We start from the raw sequence: 20,990 nt of genomic DNA, 5'->3' as shown, positions 1-20,990 counted from the left end.
TGGTAATGTTTTATATTTTGAGAAGATTGGAGAAGGCAACGTATGGCGAAAATCATTCCCTCTTCGGATATTGGAGTGAAAATCAACAAGTGGTATGAATTAATCCGCAGATTTGATTCAGAACAAGCAGAACAGTTAAAACAGGAAATTCGCACCTCTCTTGATTCAATGGAAGAAGATCAGAATTTGCTTCTCTATTTTTCTTTAATGGAATTTCGGCATGAGGTCATGCTCGATTATTTAAAGCCATTAAAGGAAGGAAAGCTTCGCGCCAACTTTTCCGAGCTTTCGAAAGAAATAGATGAGCATCAAACGCATGTCACAGGCATGCTTGAATACTACTATCATTTTTTCAGAGGCATGTATGAATTCGGACGTAGGGAGTATATTGCTGCCATATCGTCTTATCAAAAGGCAGAGCATAAACTTTCTTTTGTATCAGATGATATTGAACGTGCTGAATTTCATTTTAAAATGTCAGAAATATATTATCACATGAAACAAACACATATCTCGATGCACCATGCTAAACTAGCGCTGGATGTTTATGTTCAGCATGAACTGTATGCGCTTCGCACGATTCAGTGTGAATTTATTGTGGCCGGTAACTACGATGATATGAGAAGGCATGAAAAAGCATTACCACATCTCGAAAGAGCACTTGCGAGGTCAAGAGAGTTTCAGAATGTGCGTTTTATAGCCTCCTCTTTATTTAATATGGGCAACAGTTATTACCGAATGGGAGACTTAGGCCGCGCACTCGAATTAATGAAAGAATCCATCTCGTTATTTGATCAAAATCAATCCGATCATCTTCGTCGATCTATAGACCCTCTTTATACAGCCGCTCAGATATTATACAAACAAGGAAAACACGAAGAAGCATTACACTACAGAGAAGAATGTATGAAGCGAGCAGAAGCTCTTCAGGATGACATTCATATTCAGAAAACCATATTTCTAGAAGCATTGTATTTAAGACAAGATGCTGAGCATATTAAACGAATTTTCCATTTTTTAGAGTCTGCCTATGCATATCCTGATATAGAGGAGCTGGCATTAGATACCGCAAAGTATTATAATGAAATGGGGGATTATGAAAAATCTTCCATGTTCTATGGGGAAGCGGAACATGCTCGAATCTATATTCAGAGAGGGGATTGTTTATATGAATTTTAAAAAATGGGCAGTCGTCTGTACAAGCATCACCATCATGGCATTGTGGCTGGCAGCAGCAAATGCCGATCCAGATAACAGAAACCATACGCTAGAACAACTGAATCCGCAGCATGACACGATCTAAAAGCCCTTGTTAAAGGGCTTTTTTTACTGTCTAACAATTTACGGACATGCTCATAAAAAGAGGTCAGGGAGGAAAACTTAAAAAAGAATATTTATTGATTGACTCCACAATTTAAATTGTGTACAATTTAATTGTAGAAAATATTATTGGAGAGAAAGAGGGTTATATTCATGTCAGACGTTTTATTTACAGCAACGGTATCAGCTGTCGGAGGAAGAGAAGGAAAGGTTGTTTCAACAGATGGTGTACTTGAGCATGATGTAGCAATGCCTGGAACACCAAGAGCAAAAAAACTTGAAAAAGCAACAAATCCAGAGCAATTATTCGCAGCAGGCTACTCTGCATGTTTTGATTCAGCCCTTCAAATGGTAGCAAGACAAGAGCGTATCCGTTTTGAAAGTGAAGTAACAGCACATGTCAGCTTATTAAAAGACAGTTCAGATGGCGGCTTCAAACTAGGCGTTCAATTAGAAGTAAAGGGAACTGGCATTGAGCAGTCAGCATTAGAAGAACTTGTTCATAAAGCACACGGTGTATGTCCATATTCAAAAGCAACTCAAGGAAACATCGAAGTAGAACTAGTAGCTGTCGCACAATAATAGACATCAATAAAAGGCTGAGGGAATGTTCCCTCAGCCTTTTGGTTGTGTTAAATTTTGCAAAAGCTCATGTAAAGAGGCGCGCAGTATTTTTAGCTCTTCTTCTGATCTGCCTGTCCCAGTCAGCATGTGAAACGGAATCGCAGTGGCCTTTTCTTTTAGCTGTTCTCCATATTCCGTTAAACGAATTTGCACAGACCGCTCATCCTCTTTCGAGCGTTCTCGGATAATGAGTCCGTTTTGCTCCATTCGTTTCAGCATGGGTGTGAGTGTACCGGAGTCTAAATAGAGAAGCTCTCCCATCGTTTTCACATTTAATGATCCATGCTCCCACAATAAAAGCAGTGCCAAATATTGCGGATACGTAATGTTTAATTCTTCTAATAACGGTTTATACTGCTTCGTCATCTCTCGTGAACTTGCATATAACAAGAAACAAAGCTGATTTTCCAGCTTCATATGCTCAAATTCATTTGTCATGTCAGTCACCAACTATTTTTTGTCATACTTATCATTGTATAAGATTTTCTTCCTTTTTAAAATAAATACAGACGAAAAATGAAAAATTCTTCAATGTGCGATAAATGTTTGAGAAATGAATAGAACGTGAAAAGGATCAATAGATAAAGGAGGAGATGAAGATGAAACCATTATTCACAGCAAAAGTAAAGGCGCAGCATGGAAGAGCTGGACATGTTCGTTCAGAAGATGGTGTGCTCGATCATAACATTGTCATGCCTAACGCAAAGAAAGATGGAGAGACTGGTACAAACCCAGAGCAATTATTTGCAGCAGGCTATGCAGCTTGTTTCGGAGGAGCACTTGAACAGGTAGCCAAGAAGCAAGGGATAGAAATTGAATCGGAAGTAGAAGGACATGTCAGTCTTTTAAAAGATGAAAGCGACGGGGGCTTTAAGCTTGGCGTAAAGCTGATTGTGTCTGCGAAAGGTCATGATCATGACAAAATGAAAGAGCTTGTCCATGCTGCACATGAATTCTGTCCATATTCAAAAGCAACAAGAGGGAACATTGAAGTAGAGCTTGAAGTGGCGGAGTAATAGTAGAAGACACCTGCTTACGAGCAGGTGTCTTTTTTTAATATTCTTTCTTTTTATCGTATGCTTCCCATGCTTCAAATGGCGCAAGGGTTTTTTGAGGTGTCAGCTTGTAAAATGGTATATTTCTTGATTCGTATTCTTTGTTGATTTCTTCATAAATAAACGAGTCATCAAAACCAGCATCCGCTGCATCCTGATGTCCAGCAGCAAAATACACCGCTTTTGGTCTAGCCCAGTAAATAGCGCCAAGGCACATCGGACAAGGCTCGCAGCTTGTGTATAGAGTACAATCCTCTAATTGGTATGTATGTAGAGTTTGGCATGCTTTTCGAATGGCGGTGACTTCTGCATGTGCAGTAGGGTCATTACTCGTTGTCACATTGTTGCTTCCCTCTGCAATAATCTGACCATCCTTGACAATGACTGCTCCAAAAGGGCCGCCAGTACCACTATTGACTCCTTCTACTGCAAGATCAATTGCGCGTTGTAAAAAATCTTCGTGATTCATTGTCTTCCTCCCTTTGTTCGACTGACTTCTCTAGTATAAACGAATCATGCTAGAAAAGAAATCATCATAGTAGAAGATTGAACAGGCCAATTTGCACATAAAAACCCCTGCCACGTTCAGCAGGGGAGAGGTATTCAATTATGCGTGCTGCGCCAGCTTTTTACGAGCGACTTCAGCAGCTGTAACCATGTTTTTCAAAGCAGCAATAGTTTCAGGCTCTTGTCTAGTTTTTAGACCACAATCCGGATTCACCCAGAAGCGATCTGTTGGACAAACGTTCAGCGCATCATCAATGATTTCGCTCATTTCTTCAACAGATGGAACGCGCGGGCTATGGATGTCATAAACGCCTAGTCCAAGTCCTTTCAAATACGGGTGCTTTTCTAAGTAATCGAGGAATCCGCCATGACTGCGTGAATGTTCAATTGTAATCACGTCAGCATCCAAGTCTTCGATCGTATCGACAATATCCTCGAAGTTACTGTAGCACATATGTGTATGAATTTGTGTGTCATTTTGAACGGATGATGTGGATAAACGGAATGACTCTGCTGCCCAGTTTAAATATTCTGCCCAATCACTTTCTTTGAGCGGAAGTCCTTCTCTTAGCGCAGGCTCATCCACTTGGATCACTTGAATACCAGCTGCCTCTAAAGCTTCTACCTCTTTACGCAAAGCGAAAGCGATTTGGAAAGCAATGTCTTTTCGAGAGATATCCGTTCTTGGGAAAGACCAGTTTAAGATGGTAACAGGTCCTGTCAGCATTCCTTTGACTTTTTTCTCTGTTAAACTTTGTGCGTAAACTGTCTCTTTCACTGTCATTGGCTCTGTAAACTCTACATCTCCATAAATGATTGGCGGCTTCACGCACCGTGATCCATAGGATTGTACCCAAGCAAATTTTGTAAAGGCAAATCCGGCTAGCTTTTCACCGAAGTATTCAACCATGTCTGTCCGTTCAAATTCTCCATGCACGAGCACATCCAGGCCAATTTCTTCTTGAATATCAATCCATCGTTTTGTTTCTTTCTTAATAAATTCATCATACTCTGCATCTGTCCACTCATTTTTGCGCCACTTTTGACGAGCACTGCGCACTTCAGCTGACTGCGGGAAGCTGCCAATCGTTGTGGTTGGAAGAAGCGGGAGCTCAAGAGATTCGTTTTGGATACGTAGGCGTTCTTCAAAGGCAACTGGACGTTTAAAATCTTTCGAAGAAAGATTGTTGCGTTCCGCTGTCAGATCCGCATTTGTTCCTTTTGCGAACTCTTTTAAGGTAAGAAGTGCTTGTACTGCTTCGTTAATGTCGGCATCAATGGCAGCTGCTCCTTTTGTTAAACCTTCTTTTAATAATGTCAATTCAGCCAGCTTTTCAGTGGCATAAGACAGTCCGTTTAATAGTTTTTCTTCAAGCTGTTCACTTGGGTGTTTGGCAACTGGTACATGCAGTAAGCTGCTTGATGGCTGCAGCCACACTTCTTTAGGCTGAGCCTCAGCAATGACTTCAGAAATAAAGGATAATCTTTCCCCAAGATCTGATCTCCAAATATTTCTTCCATCAATGATGCCAGCTGCTAAAATTTTATCTTTCGGGAAGCCGTGCTTTTTCACTTGATCCAGGTTGCGCCCTTGATCGTGGACAAAATCAAGACCAATTGCTTCAACAGGATATGTGACAAGCTCTTCATACGCATCAACTGAATCAAAGTAGGTTTGAAGAAGAATGTTCAAGCCAGGTACGGCTTCTTTGATCGTTTGATAGATTTCTTTTACGGCTTTTACGTCTTCACTTGAAGCTGTGACAAGTGCAGGTTCATCAATTTGAACCCATTTGACGCCGGCTTCTTCAAGTTCTTTTAAAAGCTGAGTATAAAGCGGCACTAGACGCTGCTGAATTTCTTTCACTTCATTTGCTTCATAACCTTTAGAAAGTGAGACAAATGTATAAAGACCGAGTACAACCGGTTTTGTTTCAACACCAAACGCCTTTTTCACCTTTTCGTAAGCTTCAAGCGGTTTGTTGTGTGTGAGTTTAAATTCTGTGCTTTTTTCGTATTCTGGAACGATGTAGTGATAGTTTGTATTAAACCATTTTGTCATTTCACTTGAGACGGCATCTTTTGTTCCTCTTGCCATCGCGAAGTATGTATCTAGCGGGTCTTTTAAGCTGCGGAAGCGCTCTGGAATCCAATTGAACATAACAGCAGTATCCAGCACGTGATCATAGAAGGTAAAGTCTCCAGAAGGAACAACATCAATTTGTTGATCGATTTGTGTTTTAATGGCAGTTAAAAATTGTTCATCCAGTGTGCCTAAGAGGGTTTCGCGGTCTGTTTGACCTTTCCAGTAAGACTCAAGTGCTTTTTTCCATTCTCTGTTTAAACCAATTCGCGGAAAGCCTAGATTACTTGTTTTAACAATTGTCAATTCCCATTCCTCCTCTAAATATAAAAAGACATTTACGCTCATGATCAAGATTGATGAGGTAAATGTCTGGTTTAAAAGACAAAATGTGTGTGCGAAATAAGGCGTGAGTATCACTGACGCTTTTCCGACATCTCCTATCAACCGTAGGGGGTTTGATGTGATAGAGCGGCTGGTATCCTGGCTGGTGAATCTGCAAGCTTTTCATCCTTCCCATCCTAATGACAGTGGATTCATGAGAAAAGCTCTCCTCACTCACAGTGGCGGGACCGCGCCGGATTTTCACCGGTCTTCCCAATTAAAATTCGACGTGTAATCGAATTACCGACTCTCAAACTATGAATTTATTGTGTTCGATTATATAACGTTCACTTCATTTCGTCAAAGTAAATTTTGAATAATTTTAATTAAAAAAATCCTGAGAAAATTCTATCTTTTCTCAGGACCTCTATTTAAGCTATAGAGATAAAAGATCTGCTTCCAATGTTTTTTCTAAAAGGACATCAGGCGCAGTTAAATATAAAAATCCATTCCCCACAAGGGCTTTCGACTGTTTTAATGGAAGGGTTCTTCTGACAAGCTGAGCATAGATTTCAGGCTCTGTCAGCTTGCGCTGGAACGCTTCTTCTTCAGCATTTTTGATAATGGCTAGTGCACCGCTTACGTGAGGGGCAGCCATTGAAGTCCCTGTGAGTCTGCCATATTTATGGTTAGGGAGAGTGGATAAAATGTCTTCTCCTGGAGCGACGAGGTCGATTTCTTTATTGGCATTAGAAAATTCAGAGGATTCTCTAGCAAGGGAAACAGAACCGACGGCAATGACTTCATTGTATGCTGCTGGGTAGGAGAACTCTTCCGTACGCTCGTCCCCGTCCCCTTCATTTCCTGCTGCGCATACAACAAGCACACCGCTTTTCACCGCATTTTGAATGGCTTCCTGCAGGGCAGGCTCATTGCTTGGACCACCGAGAGACATGGAGATAATATCAACCTTCTGCTCTGCAGCATAGTTGATGCCATCAATGATCCATTCATATTTTCCGCTACCATTTTCACCGCCAAGTACTTTCACGATGAGCAGCTTGGCTTCAGGGGCAACCCCTAAAATTCCGCCATTTTGATCTGTTGCGGCAATCGTTCCTGCTACATGGGTACCATGCCCATTGTAGTCTTTGACATTTTCAGCATCTCCATTGTCATCATCGGTAAAGTTCTTTCCTCCGATAATCTGATCTTTTAAGTCGGGATGCTCTGTGTCACAGCCTGTATCAAGGACAGCAATGGTTATGCCTTTTCCTTTGAAGCCACTTGACCAAAGTTCGGGTGCTTTAATCTCCTGAATACTTTCCGGCGTCTCTTTCGCTTCCATCACATTGGCTTTTACTTCATACGGAATTAAGCGAATTTCACCTTTCATAAGAAAGCCCTCCTTATTTTGTTTTCAAAGTAGATTCAGGCTGCGTAATATTATTGTATAAAAGAAACTTTTGATCGGAAAGGGTCAATTGTAATAATTTTTCAAATAATCAATCTATTATCAAAAGTGCAGTTCTCCTCACTTATTGACGAAAGAGCTCACCTTTTGAAGAAAACTCTTGATATCATATGAAAAAGAAGGAAATGCTGCATAGTGAGGTTGCACCTGTTCAGATGAAAATGGGTGAATAGAACTAAAATAGGCAGATTGAAAAATAATCAATAGATGAAAGAAGAAAAGAAAATAGATAAACCATGAGAGCAGATTATTGCTTTTCAATGATAATTTATAAAGAGTAAGAAATGTAAAAAGTATTTGACATTTAAGGGGCTGATGCTATGATTATAAATGTAAAGAGTATTTGACATTTTATTTGGAAGGGGACTAAAGATTGGATTACGTAAAGGTTGTCTATTCAGTTATAATATTATTGATTGGATTGTTCATTTTGATCGCTTCGATGATTCAAAAGGGTGATGAACGAAAGAGATTTATTTACTCGAAAGCTCAATCTTATGCGTTTATTGTGGTTTTCGGTATGCTTTTATTAGAAGTCGCACAAAATATCTTTCTAACGATTCAAGGGAACTCAAATCAGGGCATTGGGATTTCACCTATCGCCTTCCTGTCTGTGGTTATAATAATATATGCATTCACATTCCTCATTTACAGAAAAAAATATGGTGATTAAATGCAGAATCATATTAGAGAACTAAGAAAATCTAATAAATTGTCTCAAGAAGAATTAGCTAAACTTTGTAAGGTGTCGAGACAAACCATTAATGCGATCGAAAATGATAAATATGACCCCACTTTGCAATTAGCTTTTGACATAGCTTTTGTTTTAGGAACTTCAGTAGATCAGCTCTTTGTCAGCAGACCTATAAAGAAGTAATCAACAGGCCTCAAGATGAGGTCTTTTTTTGAGTGGTTAGCCGTTTTATTTTCCTTTCAATTGATGTGCGGTTACTGTGTTAAAAAACAACTTCATTCAATATATTTCTTCTTTCATGAAAAAATAGATGTGAAGATTGTGACTGTTCCAAATGAGAAAGGCAACATATAATAATGGAAAGACAAGCTTGCCTTTCAGATAGGAGAGATAGAGATGAACAAAGGGAAGATACTCGTAGTCGAAGATGAAAAGAAAATCGCAAGGGTGCTGTCACTTGAACTTGAATATGAAGGATATGAGGTGACAGTCAAAGAGACAGGAATGGACGGCCTTCAGGCTCTTGAAGAAGACAGCTTCGATTTGGTGCTGCTTGATGTCATGCTTCCAGAGTTAAGCGGTCTTGAAGTGCTGAGAAGGGTTCGAAAGACAAATACAGCGACACCTATTATTTTGATTACAGCAAGGGGAAGTGTCCCTGATAAAGTAAGCGGGCTCGATCTTGGGGCAAATGATTATATAACAAAACCTTTTGACATAGAAGAATTATTAGCACGAATTCGCGCGCAGCTAAGGTTGAATATATATGCACAAGAAGAAAAGGAGACAGAGCTGAGCATAGCAGATTTAACGGTCAACGAGAAAACAAGAGAAATACAAAGGGCTGGGCAAATGCTTGAACTCACGCCGAGAGAATATGATCTGCTTGTCCACTTACTGAACCATCAGCAGCAAGTGCTCACAAGAGATCAGCTTTTAACAGCGGTTTGGGGCTTTGATTATTTCGGTGATACAAACGTGGTAGATGTCTATATCCGTTATTTAAGGAAAAAAATCGATTACCCATTCGAAAAACAGCTGATTCACACAGTGAGAGGTGTGGGTTATGTGATGAAAGGATAAAGAATGAGATTAAAAAATAAGATTCAGCTTTATACGTCGTTGTCTTTGTTTTTAATGGTGCTCTTGTTTCATACAGCCATTTATTTTATTTTTTCGATGACCTTGACGCAAAAAGATATGTCCCGTTTGTCTGAGGTGGCTGAAAATATTGCCATTGCTTTAAAAAAATCAGAGGAAGAAGGTCTTCCGTCCTCGGAGCTGCTGAAGGCGTACCTGCCTCAAAATGGCATGATCCGTGTCGTGACAGAAACGGGAGAGTCAAAGCTGACTGTCACAAAGGAATCAACGTTTAGCTCACTGCCTTTTACATACGAATCTGGCCAGACGGCTGAAATCAAAGACTACAATAAGCATATGGTTGCGTTCGCTGCTATTCCGGTCATTTGGACAAATGGTGAGATTATGTCGCTTCAAGTATATGAAGAAATCGAAAATACGGAAGAGAACTTAGCGTTATTAAAAATGATTTTAATCACAACCGGCGTTTTGTTTATTGTGCTTTCCTATTTTGCAGGCCACGTGTTAACAAAGCAAATTGTCCGGCCGATTAGCAGAATAACGAGTACCATGAAGGCAAGTATGAAAGAGAAGGCGTTTAAACGAATTGAATTAACAGGCGATTCAAAGGATGAACTATATCAAATGGGACAAACCTTTAATGAAATGTCCGAGATTCTCGAGAAGCATTATGAAAAAGAACAGCAATTTTTGCATGATGCCTCTCATGAATTGAAGACTCCGATTACCGTCATTATGAGCTACAGCAATTTACTCAAACGCTGGGGGCAAACACGTCCAGAGGTTGTAGAAGAATCCTCCCAAGCGATTCATGATGAAGCGAAAAAAATGAAAAGACTGACAGATCAATTACTGACATTGGCGAAAAACGGTCAGCCGTTATACTTGGATATGAAGCCGGTTGATCTTGGTCATTTGTGCAAGCAGCTATGTCATACACTTGAAGTGGCCACCAATCGAACGATTCAATCCCATGTGCAGTCAGATCAGCCGCTTATCGCAGAAGGAGACGAAGAGAAAATCAAACAGCTTTTGACCATCTTAATTGATAATGCGGTCAAATATAGTAGAGAGCCAGTTGATGTGACCTGCGGATGGGCAGGAGACAAGCCATTTATTTCAGTGATTGATCAAGGAATCGGTATAAAAGAGGAAGATCAGCCGAAAATCTTTGACCGCTTTTTCCGTGTGGATGAAGCGAGAAACAGCGAGACGGGCGGAACCGGACTTGGTCTTTCAATTGCGAAGCAAATTGCAGAAGAACATGGGGCCGAGCTGAAGGTAGACAGCCGTATCGGCGAAGGGACAGCCATGACCATTCTTTTTCAGAAATAAATGGGTCTTTTCTCATCAATTTCTCATTTCCTCCTTATAAAATAGGAAATAGGAAGGAGGCGCTGCATGTCTAGAAAAACGAAAATGGTGCTTGCGCTCGCAGGATGTCTTGCGATTCTTGCGGCCTTTGCAATGCTCATGATCCAAACCATTGATCATAAAATATTAAGTGAAGCAGAAATGAAAAAAATGATCTCAAAAGACTACAATGGAAACATTACACATATTGATTTAATCAATCATAAACAGGACTATACATTGACGCTGGAAAATGCAAATGGCATCTATCAAATCATTGCATCTTCTGCAAGCGGTCAGATGAAAGAAATTAGACAGTTAAAAAGCTATCAGAAGCCAAATGAAAAAAATGCTGAGCTCCAGGCAGAAGAGGCGGCTGTTAAAAAGGTGAGCGGAACCGTCATTCAAAAGAAAGAGACATCAGATCGTTTTATTTTTACCATCCAATCAAAAAAAGAATTATATCAAGTCGAGGTCGACAAACAATCATTTAAGGTGCTTGAAGCAGAAAAGAAAAAACCAACCTCTAAAGAAAAGAAGCTCACAAAAATCACCGTCGAGGAAGCGATCCAAATTGCCGTCAAAGAGGTTGGCGGAACAGTGGATGATGCCGATCTTGAAACATTCAGCGGTATGCTCGTATTTGAGGTGGAGCTGGATTTGCCTGACGGCAGAGAGGCAGAGGTGCTTGTGAACGCCTATACAGGAGACATTGAGGGCATTACGTACGAAAACTAATCCTTTTCTCATGATATTCTCATGTTTCTTTCCTTCCTTTATCATCTTGTTTTCTTAAGATATAGAAGAAATCAAAAAGAGGAGGAAATGAACATGATGAAAAAAGTACTAGTAGCTACAGCATTAACGGGAACTCTTGTCGCAGGTGGTTTCACACTTCAAGCGCAAAATACAAATCAAACAGCAAACGCCGAGCAAGTCGTGCAAAAGAAATCGTCTTTTGTTTCAAAGAAACAAGCTGAAAAAGCAGCCTTAAAAGTGGTGAAAGGCTATGTAGACGATGTGGATCTTGAGCGTAAAAAAGGAAAATGGGTGTATGAGGTCGAGATTAAAAAAGGCGGCTTTGAATATAAAGTATATGTCGATGCAAAAACTGGAAAAGCGCTGAATGATCCAGTCAAAGAAAAGAAACAGAATGTGAAGATCACGAAAAAACAGGCTGAAAAAATTGCTCTTGCAAAAGTAAAAGGCACAGTCACCGATTCTGATCTAGATAAAGAAAATGGTGTGTACATCTATGAAGTTGAAATCACAACACCAAGCGGCGAGGAAGTTGATTTTGAAATTTCCGCTAAAACAGGCAAAATCCTGAAGCAAGAATGGGATGATTAAGCCATCTCTAAACCTTACACTTTCATGTGTAAGGTTTTTTCATTGGGACAAACTACGGGAAAGGAGGCGAGAGAATATGAAGAAAAAAGAAGAAGAGCAGACAATGGATCATGCGGAATATGTTCCGCATCCTGATGGAGAAGGATATGCTTTGTTTTTGCATGATTCCTTTCATCTCCTCTCCCAAGAGGATATGAATCAGCCAGAAGAGGAATAAAAAGACATGAAAGGGCGATGGCAAGAGCTGTCCATCGCTCTTTTTTTAAAAAGTAAGCGAATACATAAGGATACTTGGCATCTTGCTTATTGACATCATTCCGCTTTTTCTGTAATCTCAGTGTGTTAACAATATGAGACTTCGTTAGGTGAGGCTCCTGTATGGAGATACGCTGCTGCCCAAAAATGTCCAAAGACGCCAATGGGTCAACAGAAATCATCGACATAAGGTGATTTTTAATGCAGCTGGATTTTATCCTATGCCATACAGTGCTAAAGCTCTACGATTGAAGGAGCAAGTGTTTATTTTGTCATGCTTACAAAGCGCCTTCATTTGGTTGAAGGTGCTTTTTTATGAGAAAAGGAGGTGTGGGGATGGATCATCCCGATTCGAGACACATAGAGAGTATGTCAAAAGATCAGATTGACGCATCAGACAGAGGAGATCCTGACCCCCGCACATTCTAAGGGATTCGGGTATCTCCTGACTTTGGGGAGGTAACAGCGATGATACAGAACATTACGTACGATGAACTCATTTTAAGAATCATTATTTTATTAAGAGATGGCAAACGCAAAGAATTTAAAAACATTATGGAAGAACTTCAGCCATATGATATGGCCTATTTATTTAAAGAACTTCCAGAAAAACACCGAGGCCGCTTCCTCAGCTTTTTAACAGTCGATGATGTGACGGAAATGATGGGTGAGCTTGAGCGCGAGTACCAAGAAATTGTGCTTGAAAAAGTAGGGAAAGACAAAGCCACCTTCGTCACAAACAAAATGGATAACGATGACCTAGCCAACTTGTTTGATGAAATGGATGATGAGCTGAAAGATCAGCTTTTGTCAAACATGGAGGCAGAGGAATCAAAGGCCGTCCAGCTTCTCATGAATTATCCTGCTGAGACAGCAGGCCGAATCATGACCAACCGGTACGTATGGATTCCTCAGCACTATACGGTTCAGGACGCAGTTGTAAAGCTGAAAAGTTTTGCTGAAATTGCTGAATCGATCAACTATTTATATGTCATTAATGATCAAAAGCAGCTTGTAGGGGTTCTTTCGTACCGCGATCTCATTTTAGGTGAACCAGATGAAAAAGTGCAGGATCTTATGTTTACAAGAGTCATTGCCGTTGGAGCCTTTCAAGATCAGGAAGAAATCGCAAAACTGATTGAACGGTATGATTTTCTTGCGATTCCTGTTGTGGAAGAGAACAATGTCCTGGTCGGAATCGTCACAGTCGATGATATCATTGATGTCGTCATTCAAGAGGCAGGAGAAGACTATGAGAAGTTCGCTGCCTCTGGTAAAGATATTACATTCGACACGCCCGCTTTTGTTGCAGCATACCGACGTCTCCCATGGCTCATATTGCTTTTATTCATAGGGCTGATTTCAGGCAGTATTTTAAATTATTTTGAAGATACCCTTCAGCAAGTCGTTGCTTTAGCCTTCTTCATGCCAATGATTGCTGGGATGACAGGGAATACAGGGACACAGTCACTTGCGGTCGTCATTAGAGGACTTTCAAAAGAAGAATTAACGAAAAAAACCATTATGCGCTTGATTTTTAGAGAGCTGCGAACAAGTATTTACATTGGGATTGTCTGTTCCATTATTATTACTGTCGTCGCAATGGTGTGGCAGGGCAATATGATTTTAGGATTTGTTGTCGGTTCCTCACTACTTGCCACACTGATTATTGGAACGATGGCAGGTACGATCGTGCCTATTATTTTACACAGACTAAACGTCGACCCTGCTATTGCATCCGGGCCGCTGATTACAACATTGAATGATATATTATCACTGCTCATCTATTTTGGAATTGCGACAGCATTCCTTCATACACTTATGTAGCAAGAATACTGTAAAAAAGGTAGACAAAGGACCATCCTTTGTCCACAACCTAAGACTGTAAAACATGATGTTTTACAGTCTTTTTTGTATAAAGATTGCATATAGCGCTTCCATCCTTTACATTTTAAGGAGAAGGTGGGAGAGAAATATGAAGAAGTTCTTATTCATTTTGATGTGTATGCTTTTGCTGAGTGCATGTCAAAGGGAAGACGAGGGGAAAGACCGGAGGCTAGTGGCGGCAGAGCATATGCTTGAAGCCATCACCGAAGGAAATAAAAGAAAAATGGAAGAAGTCTACGTCGAAGGTGCGGTCCCGAGCCCGAATGATATTCTGAAACTGAAAAAAGAATGGGGCATAGACACGCTTTCTTATGAGGATTTTCATTTGGAAGAAGCCAGCATTCATGTGTTCCATGCGAATTATGAAGATGCAAAAACCGGGAAGAAAAAGGCACTTGCCCTACGGGTGAAAGAAGACCCTGAAAGAGGCGGCGTGCTGATTGACTTTGTGGGGGTTGTTGAAGGAACTGAAGCTTCCTCTAAATAAAAAGAATCGTTCAAAAGAGCGATTCTTTTTTTGTTTAACGATTTTTATACCGAAAGTGTGCATTAATCTGGCCTTCCAGCATTTTTTTCTTAAATTGTCCGCTTTTAAGCGCTTGTTCTTTTTTCTTCATGTCTTTTAAAATTTCAGCTGTCTGCACACCGTCTTCCCGTTTATTGGCGATGTCCATCAAACGTTCAACATCTGCAAAAGAATATTTCCGTGTGCCTCTTGTTGAGCGCTGGGGGTAGATGAGTTTACGTTCCTCATAATATCGGATTTGCCTGACGGAAAGCCCTGTTAACTCACTGACAATCCCGATTGAAATGACTTTTTTATCTTTATAAGATACATCTTCCTGCGTCATATACTCACCCCTGCAAGTCTTTTCTTCATATTATATAGAACGAGAAGTAAAAAAACCTATCGTTTGTTAGAAAATATAACACAAAAACGAAAAAAATGAAAAAACTATGGAAGGAAAGATAACAGGGGGTGTGCAATACATCTAACGGCGGCATATAATCATGGTGAGTTGACTTAGGAGGAGGAGCATATGATGGAGCAAGCACAGATCATTCGTATGGCAAAAGAAATCATCGCATTAGATGTGAAGAGGGATGAATTGCTCGAGCAATTCATGCAGGCTGCAGGTCAGAATGCACATGCGCTTCTAAGAGCCATGCAAAATGATTTGTATAAGAGGTCTTCATGAGCACCCGATCCAAATCACTTGATAGGAGGGGATAATCGGTGCGGCGTATATTAAAAGAAGCTTTAGCAAAAGAAAGACATTATTATACGAAGCAGCTATGTTCATTAGGGGTTTACAGCCCTGATGCGGCCAAGAACATGACAATTAGTGACTTAAAAAAAGAGTATCATTTCTTTTTCAACAAAACAGAACGCTGTTTGTAAAAATCCCTTGAAATGTGCGTATGTCACATAAAGGGTTCTTTTTTTGTGTTTAATATTATAGCAATATTGAATTTTGTAGAAATTTGGCGAATGAAGTGCAAGAAACCATAGATTCTTTACAGATTATGTTAAAGTGTGTCGCATCTTGATGGTTTGCTGAAAAAGCTTTTTTTCGAGATGATTGTGAAAAATAAGAAGGATTTTAAAAGTTTATATCGAAAACTTATACATAACACGAATGGAGTCACTTATGTGGTTGAAAGGGTTTTCAAAACGTACTTCTATTTTTTACGAAAGGCTCCAACTGCACCGCAAGACAGCCTTGAAGTTAAAAAAATATTATAAGAGGTAGATATGTGATGAGACTATCGTTTAATGAAGAAGAAGTAGAACGCTCAATGACGCTTTACAAGGTTTTTGCAAGAGCATTTAAAAGCGTTTCAGAACACAGTATTAGAGACAGCAAAGAGCATGGGTTTAATCCAACTGAATTTGCCGTACTTGAATTACTGTACACAAGAGGTGCTCAAAAGCTTCAGCAAATCGGCTCAAGACTCCTGCTTGTCAGCGGGAATGTGACGTATGTAATTGACAAATTAGAACGAAATGGTTTCATTGAAAGAGAACAGGACCCCAAGGATAAACGGTCAGTTTATGCCCATTTAACGGATAAAGGGCGAAGCTATCTTGACAAGATTTATCCGATCCACTCTCTTCGGATTGCTCGTGCATTCTCTGGTCTGACGCGTGAAGAACAAGAGCAATTGATTAGTCTATTGAAAAAAGCAGGTATTCACAGTCAGCATTTATTATTTAGATAAAACGAAAAGGTGCCATGATTGGCACCTTTTCGATTGTTGACAAAGGGCTAAAGTGATCCTTATTTTAGACCTTTGTCTTCTTCTCAGCTCAGCGTGACAGAAAACCTTTGAAGTCTAGGAAGGACGAGTACCGGAGCGGAGCGAATTGAGCATTCGTAAGCACCAGCACGTAGGACTGACACCGAATGCGAGGGTTTGTCTGCACGCTGGAAGGTGCCATGATTGGCACCTTTTTTATGTATCAAGATGCGCCGGATAGGCGATGAATTTTTCAATATCGCTTGCTGGTAGCGGCTTGGCATAATAAAACCCTTGCAGGTCGTCACAGCCCTGGGCAGATAATAGCTGGGCCTGTGCAAATGTTTCAACACCTTCTGCTATCACTTCGAGAGATAATTGGTGTCCCATCGCTATAATAGCCCCAGTAATCTGTTCAGACTTTGAATCACTTAAAATATCCTCAATAAAGGATTTATCAATTTTCAGTCGATGAATAGGTAAATCCTTTAAATAGCTTAAGGAGCTGTGGCCTGTACCGAAATCATCAATACTAATGCGGACGCCAAGCTGTTTTAGCGACGTTAGCACTTGTTTTGATTGCTTGATATTGTCCATTGTCATACTTTCTGTGACTTCAAGCTCCAAGAGTGACGGTTTCAGGTCGTATTTTTTCAGTGTCAGCTTGATCAAATCAATTAAGTCTTCAGAATTAAATTGTTTCGCAGATAAATTGACAGCCACAGGGATCTTTAGCCCATCATCATACCACCTTTTTGCCTGCTTGCCAGCCGTATCAATGACCCATCTACCAATATCGATGATCAGGCCTGATTCCTCTGCCAGTTCAATAAAAGCCTCAGGTGACTTTAAGGAACCATCTGGTGCCTTCATTCTTAAAAGGGCTTCAACCCCAGTCATCTTTCTTGTTTTGGCACTGACTTGCGGCTGGTAGTGAAGGACAAATTGTTCTCTTTGAATGGCATCCCTCAGCTCCAGCTCTCGGTTTAACCTGTCCTCACTCAATCTTTCCATGGATTCGGTAAAGAACTCATAACGGCTTTGCTTATGTTTTTTGGATAAATACATGGCCATATCGGCTTTTCTCATCAGCTCCATTCCGTCTTTGCCATTTTGCGGAGAGATAGCGATCCCGATGCTGATCGATGTAATGAGCTGATGGTTCTGGATGAAAAAAGGACGTTCAAATTGATGGATGATATTTTTAGAAAATTGTTCGACTTTATGTGTATCATGATCCATGTGAGGAAAGATCATTAAAAATTCGTCGCCGCCAAGTCTTGCGATAAAGCCATTGTCCGGTAAACATTGTGTCAGTCTATTTGCGGCAGCTTTCAGCAGTAAATCTCCGATGTTATGCCCAAGTGCATCATTAATAATTTTAAAACGATTTAAGTCAAGAAACAGAACCGCTGTTGATGTTTTTGACTTGTCTTGAGAGGAGAGGACATCATTTAAATGATTGATGCCATGGCGGCGGTTAGGAAGCTCTGTTAATGCATCATAATGTGCCATCACATGAATTTCTTTTTCTGCAATCCGCTGCTGTGTTAAATCTTTTAAAACAAGATAAATGCTGTCGAGTGAATTATTCACATGAACAGGTATGTAAGTGACATGATAATAATAAAAACGATCTGCTGCTTTCAGTTCTGCTTCGCGTGTGATGGCTTTTTTTGACTGAGAAATAAATTCTTCCCACAACTCAGTCGGCATCACATATTGGCTGACATCATCACCAATCTTAGAATTGCACAACTCTAAGATTTGTTTACCTGAGTCATTTGCAGAAAGCACCTTTCGATCGACAGATAACACGATAATGCCGTCTATATTATGTTTAATGAGCGATTGAAACCGCTGTTCATTTTCTTTCAGCTGATCTGACTGCGTCATGATCCGGTGATCAATATAGGCACCAAATATCATCAGCGTTTGGACAATAAGTGTCATCAATCCGATGAAAAGCGACAGGCTAAATGGCGACATTTCAAGAAAACCACCTGCATCGGCCTGTCCATTTGAATGATAAAACATGGTAGAGGCAGCCATACCTGTATAATGCATACCTGCTATAGCACCGCCCATCAACATTGAACCAAGACCCTTTAAAAGATAATTCTCCCGTTTACTTTTAGTACGGTCAACACGAAAGAAGAGTTTCAATGAGAAGTAGGAGGTAATGGCAGCAATGAAAAACGAAAGAAAAAAGAGGGCTGGATCATAGCTTATTGAGACCTTGGCCATTGATTCCATTCCAAGATAATGCATGCTGCAAATAGCTGAACCCATGGTGATTGAACTAATGAGCAGCCGTCTTCTAGAGAGCTGCTTTTGAATGCATATTGAAAAAGCGATCAAGGATCCAATAAATGAGGCCAAAATCGATAAAATCAGTAAGGATGTATCATATGTGATGCCAACACGCATTTGAAATGCCATCATGCCAATAAAATGCATCGACCATATCCCCATTCCCATGATCATTGCACCAATGAGCAGCCATACCTTTTTCTTTGCACCGCTTGACTGTGCTACCCTGCTGGCTAAATGAAGAGCTGAGTAGGAGGCGACAGCGGCGACAGCGATTGACAGAAAGACAAGCCATCCATTGTAGCTTCCTGTTAAATGGGTCATGTAAGAAAACCTCCTGTATCTTAAAACAGACATATACTTAATATATCGGATCGAATGGCTTCTGTGTTCACCTTTCCTTCACTTAAATACAACAATCAACGTTTTTTTCACCCTTCTTTTATAGTAAAATCAAATTTAATGTAAAAAAACGATCAAAAGCGAATCGTTTCTTCGGTTTTATTCGTTTAATATATGGTGTGATTCTAAAAGAGATAGAATCAGTCAAATGATTATGTGTGAAAGGGATTGATAAACATCGAAGATTTTATTATTTCTTTAGCTGATGCCTTTAAGAACTTGTCATACTTTGGCATCTTCCTCGCATTATGCATTGAATTTGTACCTGCTGAAGTGGTTTTGCCTCTTGCGGGTTACTGGATCTCAAAAGGGGACATGGCCTTTATAGGTGTTGTGGCGGCCGGCTCCATTGGCGGCGTGGCTGGTCCTTTGACCTTGTACTGGTTAGGACGTTACGGCGGCAGACCCTTTTTAAATAAATATGGAAAGTATATTTTTATAAAACCTGAGTCGCTTGATAAATCTGATGCTTTCTTTGAAAAGCATGGCGGATTCGTCGCATTCAGCGGCCGGTTCATACCAGGAGTCAGAACGCTTATCTCCATCCCGTGCGGTATTGCCAAGATGAATGTGTGGGTCTTTTGCCTGTATACGTTTTTGGCAATTACACCAATTACGTTTGTGTATGTGTATCTTGGGTTTGTGCTCGGAGAGAACTGGAAAGAGGTTGGCGCCATCTTAGATCCATATCTTTTACCAATTGGCATCGGTGTTGTGTTATTGTTTGTTCTCTACTTATTTCTAAAACGAAGAAAAAGAAAAACAGAAACGCCAACTGCCTAATCAATGGATCGAAGCGAAAGTCACCTGTTGACAATCCAGTGTCTATTGATTATGATAGAAGTAATCTAAATATTCTAAATCCCGCCAAAGGGGAGTAGCGTCCGGTTTTTATCGGAAACAAAGTCGTCATTACATGGACTAATGTTCATCGGCTTTGTTGGCATGATTCTACATATCACATGTCTAGCAAGACCTTTGCCATTACAGGCAAAGGTCTTTTTTGCATTCATAAGCCTTTGTCTGTTGTGGGACAATAGATAAAAACAAGGAGGAATGATGATGGATGCAACCATTATTTTAGAGTACGGGTGGGTTCTGCTCGTACTGATTGGATTAGAAGGGATTTTAGCAGCTGATAACGCGCTGGTCATGGCCGTTATGGTCAAACACCTTCCTGAAAAACAAAGAAAAAAGGCACTGTTTTACGGACTTGCAGGTGCGTTTGTTATGCGATTTGGTTCTCTGTTTCTTATTTCGTTTTTAGTGGATGTGTGGCAAGTTCAAGCCATTGGCGCAATTTATCTTCTTTATATTTCCATTCACCATATTTTAAAATCGCACGTATTTAAGAAAAAGGAAACTGAAACAAATATGAAACAAAGCGGTTTCTGGGCAACAGTCGTGAAAGTAGAGCTTGCCGACATTGCTTTTGCTGTTGATTCCATTTTAGCGGCCGTCGCTTTAGCTGTGACACTGCCGAAAACAAGTCTTCCGCAAATCGGTGGACTCGATGGCGGTCAATTTATTGTCATTCTTTTAGGCGGTATAATTGGTCTTGTCATTATGCGATTTGCAGCAACGGTCTTTGTGAAACTGCTCAAAACAAGACCGAGCCTAGAAACAGCAGCATTTGTCATTGTCGGATGGGTTGGTGTGAAGCTCACGCTTTATACACTGTCACATCCAGCCATTGGGGTCGTATCGTCTCATTTTATCCATTCAGCATTATGGAAAGTGATTTTCTGGACAGTGCTTCTCGCAATTGCAGCATTTGGCTGGTTTTTATCAAGTCCATCAAGAAAAGGCGGGCAGGAAAAGGAGGAGAAACAAGAGGCACGCCTGGGAGAGTAGGTTTTTTGAAAGAAATATCATTTCATTTTCATAACACGTATATTACAAATAAGGGGGAGATACCCCCTTATTTCTTTGCTTTTAGACGAAACATTGTAAAGTAGATGATGACATACATGTCATAATTGAGTAACAGGAAATGAATTCCTCATT

At 40.3% G+C, this 20,990-nt stretch carries 24 protein-coding genes and 3 riboswitches; of the genes, 18 read left to right on the top strand and 6 right to left on the bottom strand.

Translation table 11 applies throughout. From position 1 onward, the window contains the following. Positions 1 to 42 precede the first annotated feature (42 nt). From ACP69X_RS07880 to ACP69X_RS07870, 3 genes are all read left to right on the top strand, one after another. Entirely contained in the window at positions 43 to 1,179 is a 1,137-nt protein-coding gene (locus ACP69X_RS07880; RefSeq protein ID WP_024426809.1) for a Rap family tetratricopeptide repeat protein, read from the top strand. After that, on the top strand, positions 1,169 to 1,303 hold the full coding sequence (locus ACP69X_RS07875) for a hypothetical protein (protein WP_041085055.1): 135 nt from the start codon (positions 1,169 to 1,171) through the stop codon (positions 1,301 to 1,303). The genes ACP69X_RS07880 and ACP69X_RS07875 overlap by 11 nt, the downstream gene beginning before the upstream one ends. A 170-nt stretch (positions 1,304 to 1,473) precedes the next feature. After that, entirely contained in the window at positions 1,474 to 1,902 is a 429-nt protein-coding gene (locus ACP69X_RS07870; RefSeq protein ID WP_024424643.1) for an organic hydroperoxide resistance protein, read from the top strand. A 33-nt stretch (positions 1,903 to 1,935) separates the two neighbouring features. Here the strand turns inward: ACP69X_RS07870 and ACP69X_RS07865 are convergent, their stop codons facing one another. Continuing rightward, positions 1,936 to 2,382, bottom strand: a complete 447-nt coding sequence (locus ACP69X_RS07865) for a MarR family winged helix-turn-helix transcriptional regulator (RefSeq protein WP_041085053.1) — start codon at positions 2,380 to 2,382, stop codon at positions 1,936 to 1,938. A gap of 161 nt (positions 2,383 to 2,543) precedes the next feature. Here ACP69X_RS07865 and ACP69X_RS07860 point away from each other — a divergent pair, with 161 nt between their 5' ends. Next, positions 2,544 to 2,960, top strand: coding sequence for an organic hydroperoxide resistance protein (locus tag ACP69X_RS07860; protein WP_041085052.1), 417 nt, complete (start codon positions 2,544 to 2,546; stop codon positions 2,958 to 2,960). Positions 2,961 to 2,997: 37 nt separating this feature from the next. Here the strand turns inward: ACP69X_RS07860 and ACP69X_RS07855 are convergent, their stop codons facing one another. From ACP69X_RS07855 to ACP69X_RS07845, 3 genes are all read right to left on the bottom strand, one after another. Continuing rightward, entirely contained in the window at positions 2,998 to 3,468 is a 471-nt protein-coding gene (locus ACP69X_RS07855) for a nucleoside deaminase (protein WP_041085051.1), read from the bottom strand. Between the two features lie 138 nt (positions 3,469 to 3,606). After that, complete coding sequence (metE, locus tag ACP69X_RS07850; protein ID WP_426052567.1) at positions 3,607 to 5,895, bottom strand: 5-methyltetrahydropteroyltriglutamate--homocysteine S-methyltransferase; 2,289 nt, start codon at positions 5,893 to 5,895, stop codon at positions 3,607 to 3,609. A 150-nt stretch (positions 5,896 to 6,045) separates the two neighbouring features. Beyond that, positions 6,046 to 6,237: riboswitch (cobalamin riboswitch) on the bottom strand. A 112-nt stretch (positions 6,238 to 6,349) separates the two neighbouring features. Further along, entirely contained in the window at positions 6,350 to 7,309 is a 960-nt protein-coding gene (locus ACP69X_RS07845; RefSeq protein WP_041085049.1) for a S8 family peptidase, read from the bottom strand. A gap of 451 nt (positions 7,310 to 7,760) precedes the next feature. On the opposite strand from ACP69X_RS07845, the gene ACP69X_RS07840 reads away from it, so the two are divergent. The 9 genes from ACP69X_RS07840 (at position 7,761) to ACP69X_RS07800 (ending at position 14,514) form a co-directional block, all read left to right on the top strand. After that, complete coding sequence (locus ACP69X_RS07840; RefSeq protein WP_041085048.1) at positions 7,761 to 8,060, top strand: hypothetical protein; 300 nt, start codon at positions 7,761 to 7,763, stop codon at positions 8,058 to 8,060. Then, entirely contained in the window at positions 8,061 to 8,264 is a 204-nt protein-coding gene (locus ACP69X_RS07835) for a helix-turn-helix transcriptional regulator (protein WP_039178022.1), read from the top strand. Positions 8,265 to 8,477: 213 nt separating this feature from the next. Continuing rightward, positions 8,478 to 9,164 carry a response regulator transcription factor gene (locus ACP69X_RS07830; RefSeq protein WP_073979401.1) on the top strand — a complete coding sequence of 229 codons (687 nt, stop codon included), beginning with the start codon at positions 8,478 to 8,480 and terminating at the stop codon, positions 9,162 to 9,164. Between the two features lie 3 nt (positions 9,165 to 9,167). Next, complete coding sequence (locus ACP69X_RS07825) at positions 9,168 to 10,517, top strand: HAMP domain-containing sensor histidine kinase (protein ID WP_426052566.1); 1,350 nt, start codon at positions 9,168 to 9,170, stop codon at positions 10,515 to 10,517. Positions 10,518 to 10,583: 66 nt separating this feature from the next. Continuing rightward, the gene (locus ACP69X_RS07820; protein WP_073204932.1) at positions 10,584 to 11,273 is read left to right on the top strand and encodes a PepSY domain-containing protein; all 690 of its coding nucleotides are present in this window, start codon (positions 10,584 to 10,586) and stop codon (positions 11,271 to 11,273) included. A gap of 93 nt (positions 11,274 to 11,366) precedes the next feature. Then, positions 11,367 to 11,885 carry a PepSY domain-containing protein gene (locus ACP69X_RS07815; protein WP_039178030.1) on the top strand — a complete coding sequence of 173 codons (519 nt, stop codon included), beginning with the start codon at positions 11,367 to 11,369 and terminating at the stop codon, positions 11,883 to 11,885. Between the two features lie 76 nt (positions 11,886 to 11,961). After that, positions 11,962 to 12,102 (top strand): hypothetical protein, encoded by a 141-nt coding sequence (locus ACP69X_RS07810; protein WP_003212346.1) that lies wholly within the window; start codon positions 11,962 to 11,964, stop codon positions 12,100 to 12,102. A gap of 133 nt (positions 12,103 to 12,235) precedes the next feature. Next, positions 12,236 to 12,400, top strand: a riboswitch (M-box (ykoK) riboswitch). Positions 12,401 to 12,608: 208 nt separating this feature from the next. Then, positions 12,609 to 13,967, top strand: coding sequence for a magnesium transporter (gene mgtE / locus ACP69X_RS07805; RefSeq protein ID WP_039178033.1), 1,359 nt, complete (start codon positions 12,609 to 12,611; stop codon positions 13,965 to 13,967). Positions 13,968 to 14,115: 148 nt separating this feature from the next. Next, positions 14,116 to 14,514, top strand: a complete 399-nt coding sequence (locus tag ACP69X_RS07800) for a hypothetical protein (protein ID WP_041085044.1) — start codon at positions 14,116 to 14,118, stop codon at positions 14,512 to 14,514. Positions 14,515 to 14,548: 34 nt separating this feature from the next. On the opposite strand, the gene ACP69X_RS07795 is transcribed toward ACP69X_RS07800, so the two are convergent. Further along, positions 14,549 to 14,878, bottom strand: coding sequence for a MerR family transcriptional regulator (locus ACP69X_RS07795; RefSeq protein WP_024424656.1), 330 nt, complete (start codon positions 14,876 to 14,878; stop codon positions 14,549 to 14,551). 192 nt (positions 14,879 to 15,070) lie between these two features. Between ACP69X_RS07795 and ACP69X_RS07790 the strand changes: the two genes are divergently transcribed. The 3 genes from ACP69X_RS07790 (at position 15,071) to ACP69X_RS07780 (ending at position 16,250) form a co-directional block, all read left to right on the top strand. After that, positions 15,071 to 15,226 carry a hypothetical protein gene (locus ACP69X_RS07790; RefSeq protein ID WP_099663201.1) on the top strand — a complete coding sequence of 52 codons (156 nt, stop codon included), beginning with the start codon at positions 15,071 to 15,073 and terminating at the stop codon, positions 15,224 to 15,226. Between the two features lie 38 nt (positions 15,227 to 15,264). Further along, positions 15,265 to 15,429, top strand: a complete 165-nt coding sequence (locus tag ACP69X_RS07785; protein ID WP_024426818.1) for a hypothetical protein — start codon at positions 15,265 to 15,267, stop codon at positions 15,427 to 15,429. A gap of 356 nt (positions 15,430 to 15,785) precedes the next feature. Continuing rightward, positions 15,786 to 16,250: a MarR family winged helix-turn-helix transcriptional regulator gene (locus ACP69X_RS07780; RefSeq protein ID WP_095408317.1), complete on the top strand. Its 465-nt coding sequence runs from the start codon at positions 15,786 to 15,788 to the stop codon at positions 16,248 to 16,250. 234 nt (positions 16,251 to 16,484) lie between these two features. Here the strand turns inward: ACP69X_RS07780 and ACP69X_RS07775 are convergent, their stop codons facing one another. Further along, on the bottom strand, positions 16,485 to 18,905 hold the full coding sequence (locus tag ACP69X_RS07775) for a bifunctional diguanylate cyclase/phosphodiesterase (RefSeq protein ID WP_426052565.1): 2,421 nt from the start codon (positions 18,903 to 18,905) through the stop codon (positions 16,485 to 16,487). 246 nt (positions 18,906 to 19,151) lie between these two features. Here ACP69X_RS07775 and ACP69X_RS07770 point away from each other — a divergent pair, with 246 nt between their 5' ends. Continuing rightward, positions 19,152 to 19,766 carry a DedA family protein gene (locus tag ACP69X_RS07770; protein WP_041085042.1) on the top strand — a complete coding sequence of 205 codons (615 nt, stop codon included), beginning with the start codon at positions 19,152 to 19,154 and terminating at the stop codon, positions 19,764 to 19,766. 77 nt (positions 19,767 to 19,843) lie between these two features. After that, positions 19,844 to 20,014, top strand: a riboswitch (yybP-ykoY riboswitch). Positions 20,015 to 20,045: 31 nt separating this feature from the next. Further along, positions 20,046 to 20,837 (top strand): TerC family protein, encoded by a 792-nt coding sequence (locus ACP69X_RS07765; RefSeq protein WP_411264404.1) that lies wholly within the window; start codon positions 20,046 to 20,048, stop codon positions 20,835 to 20,837. Positions 20,838 to 20,990 lie beyond the last annotated feature (153 nt).

The organism is Bacillus sp. DC4300-2b2, assembly GCF_049895685.1.
Lineage (GTDB): Bacteria > Bacillota > Bacilli > Bacillales > Bacillaceae > Bacillus > Bacillus safensis.
Note: the sequence above shows the minus strand (reverse complement) of the source record. Positions and strands in the feature narration are given on the sequence as shown.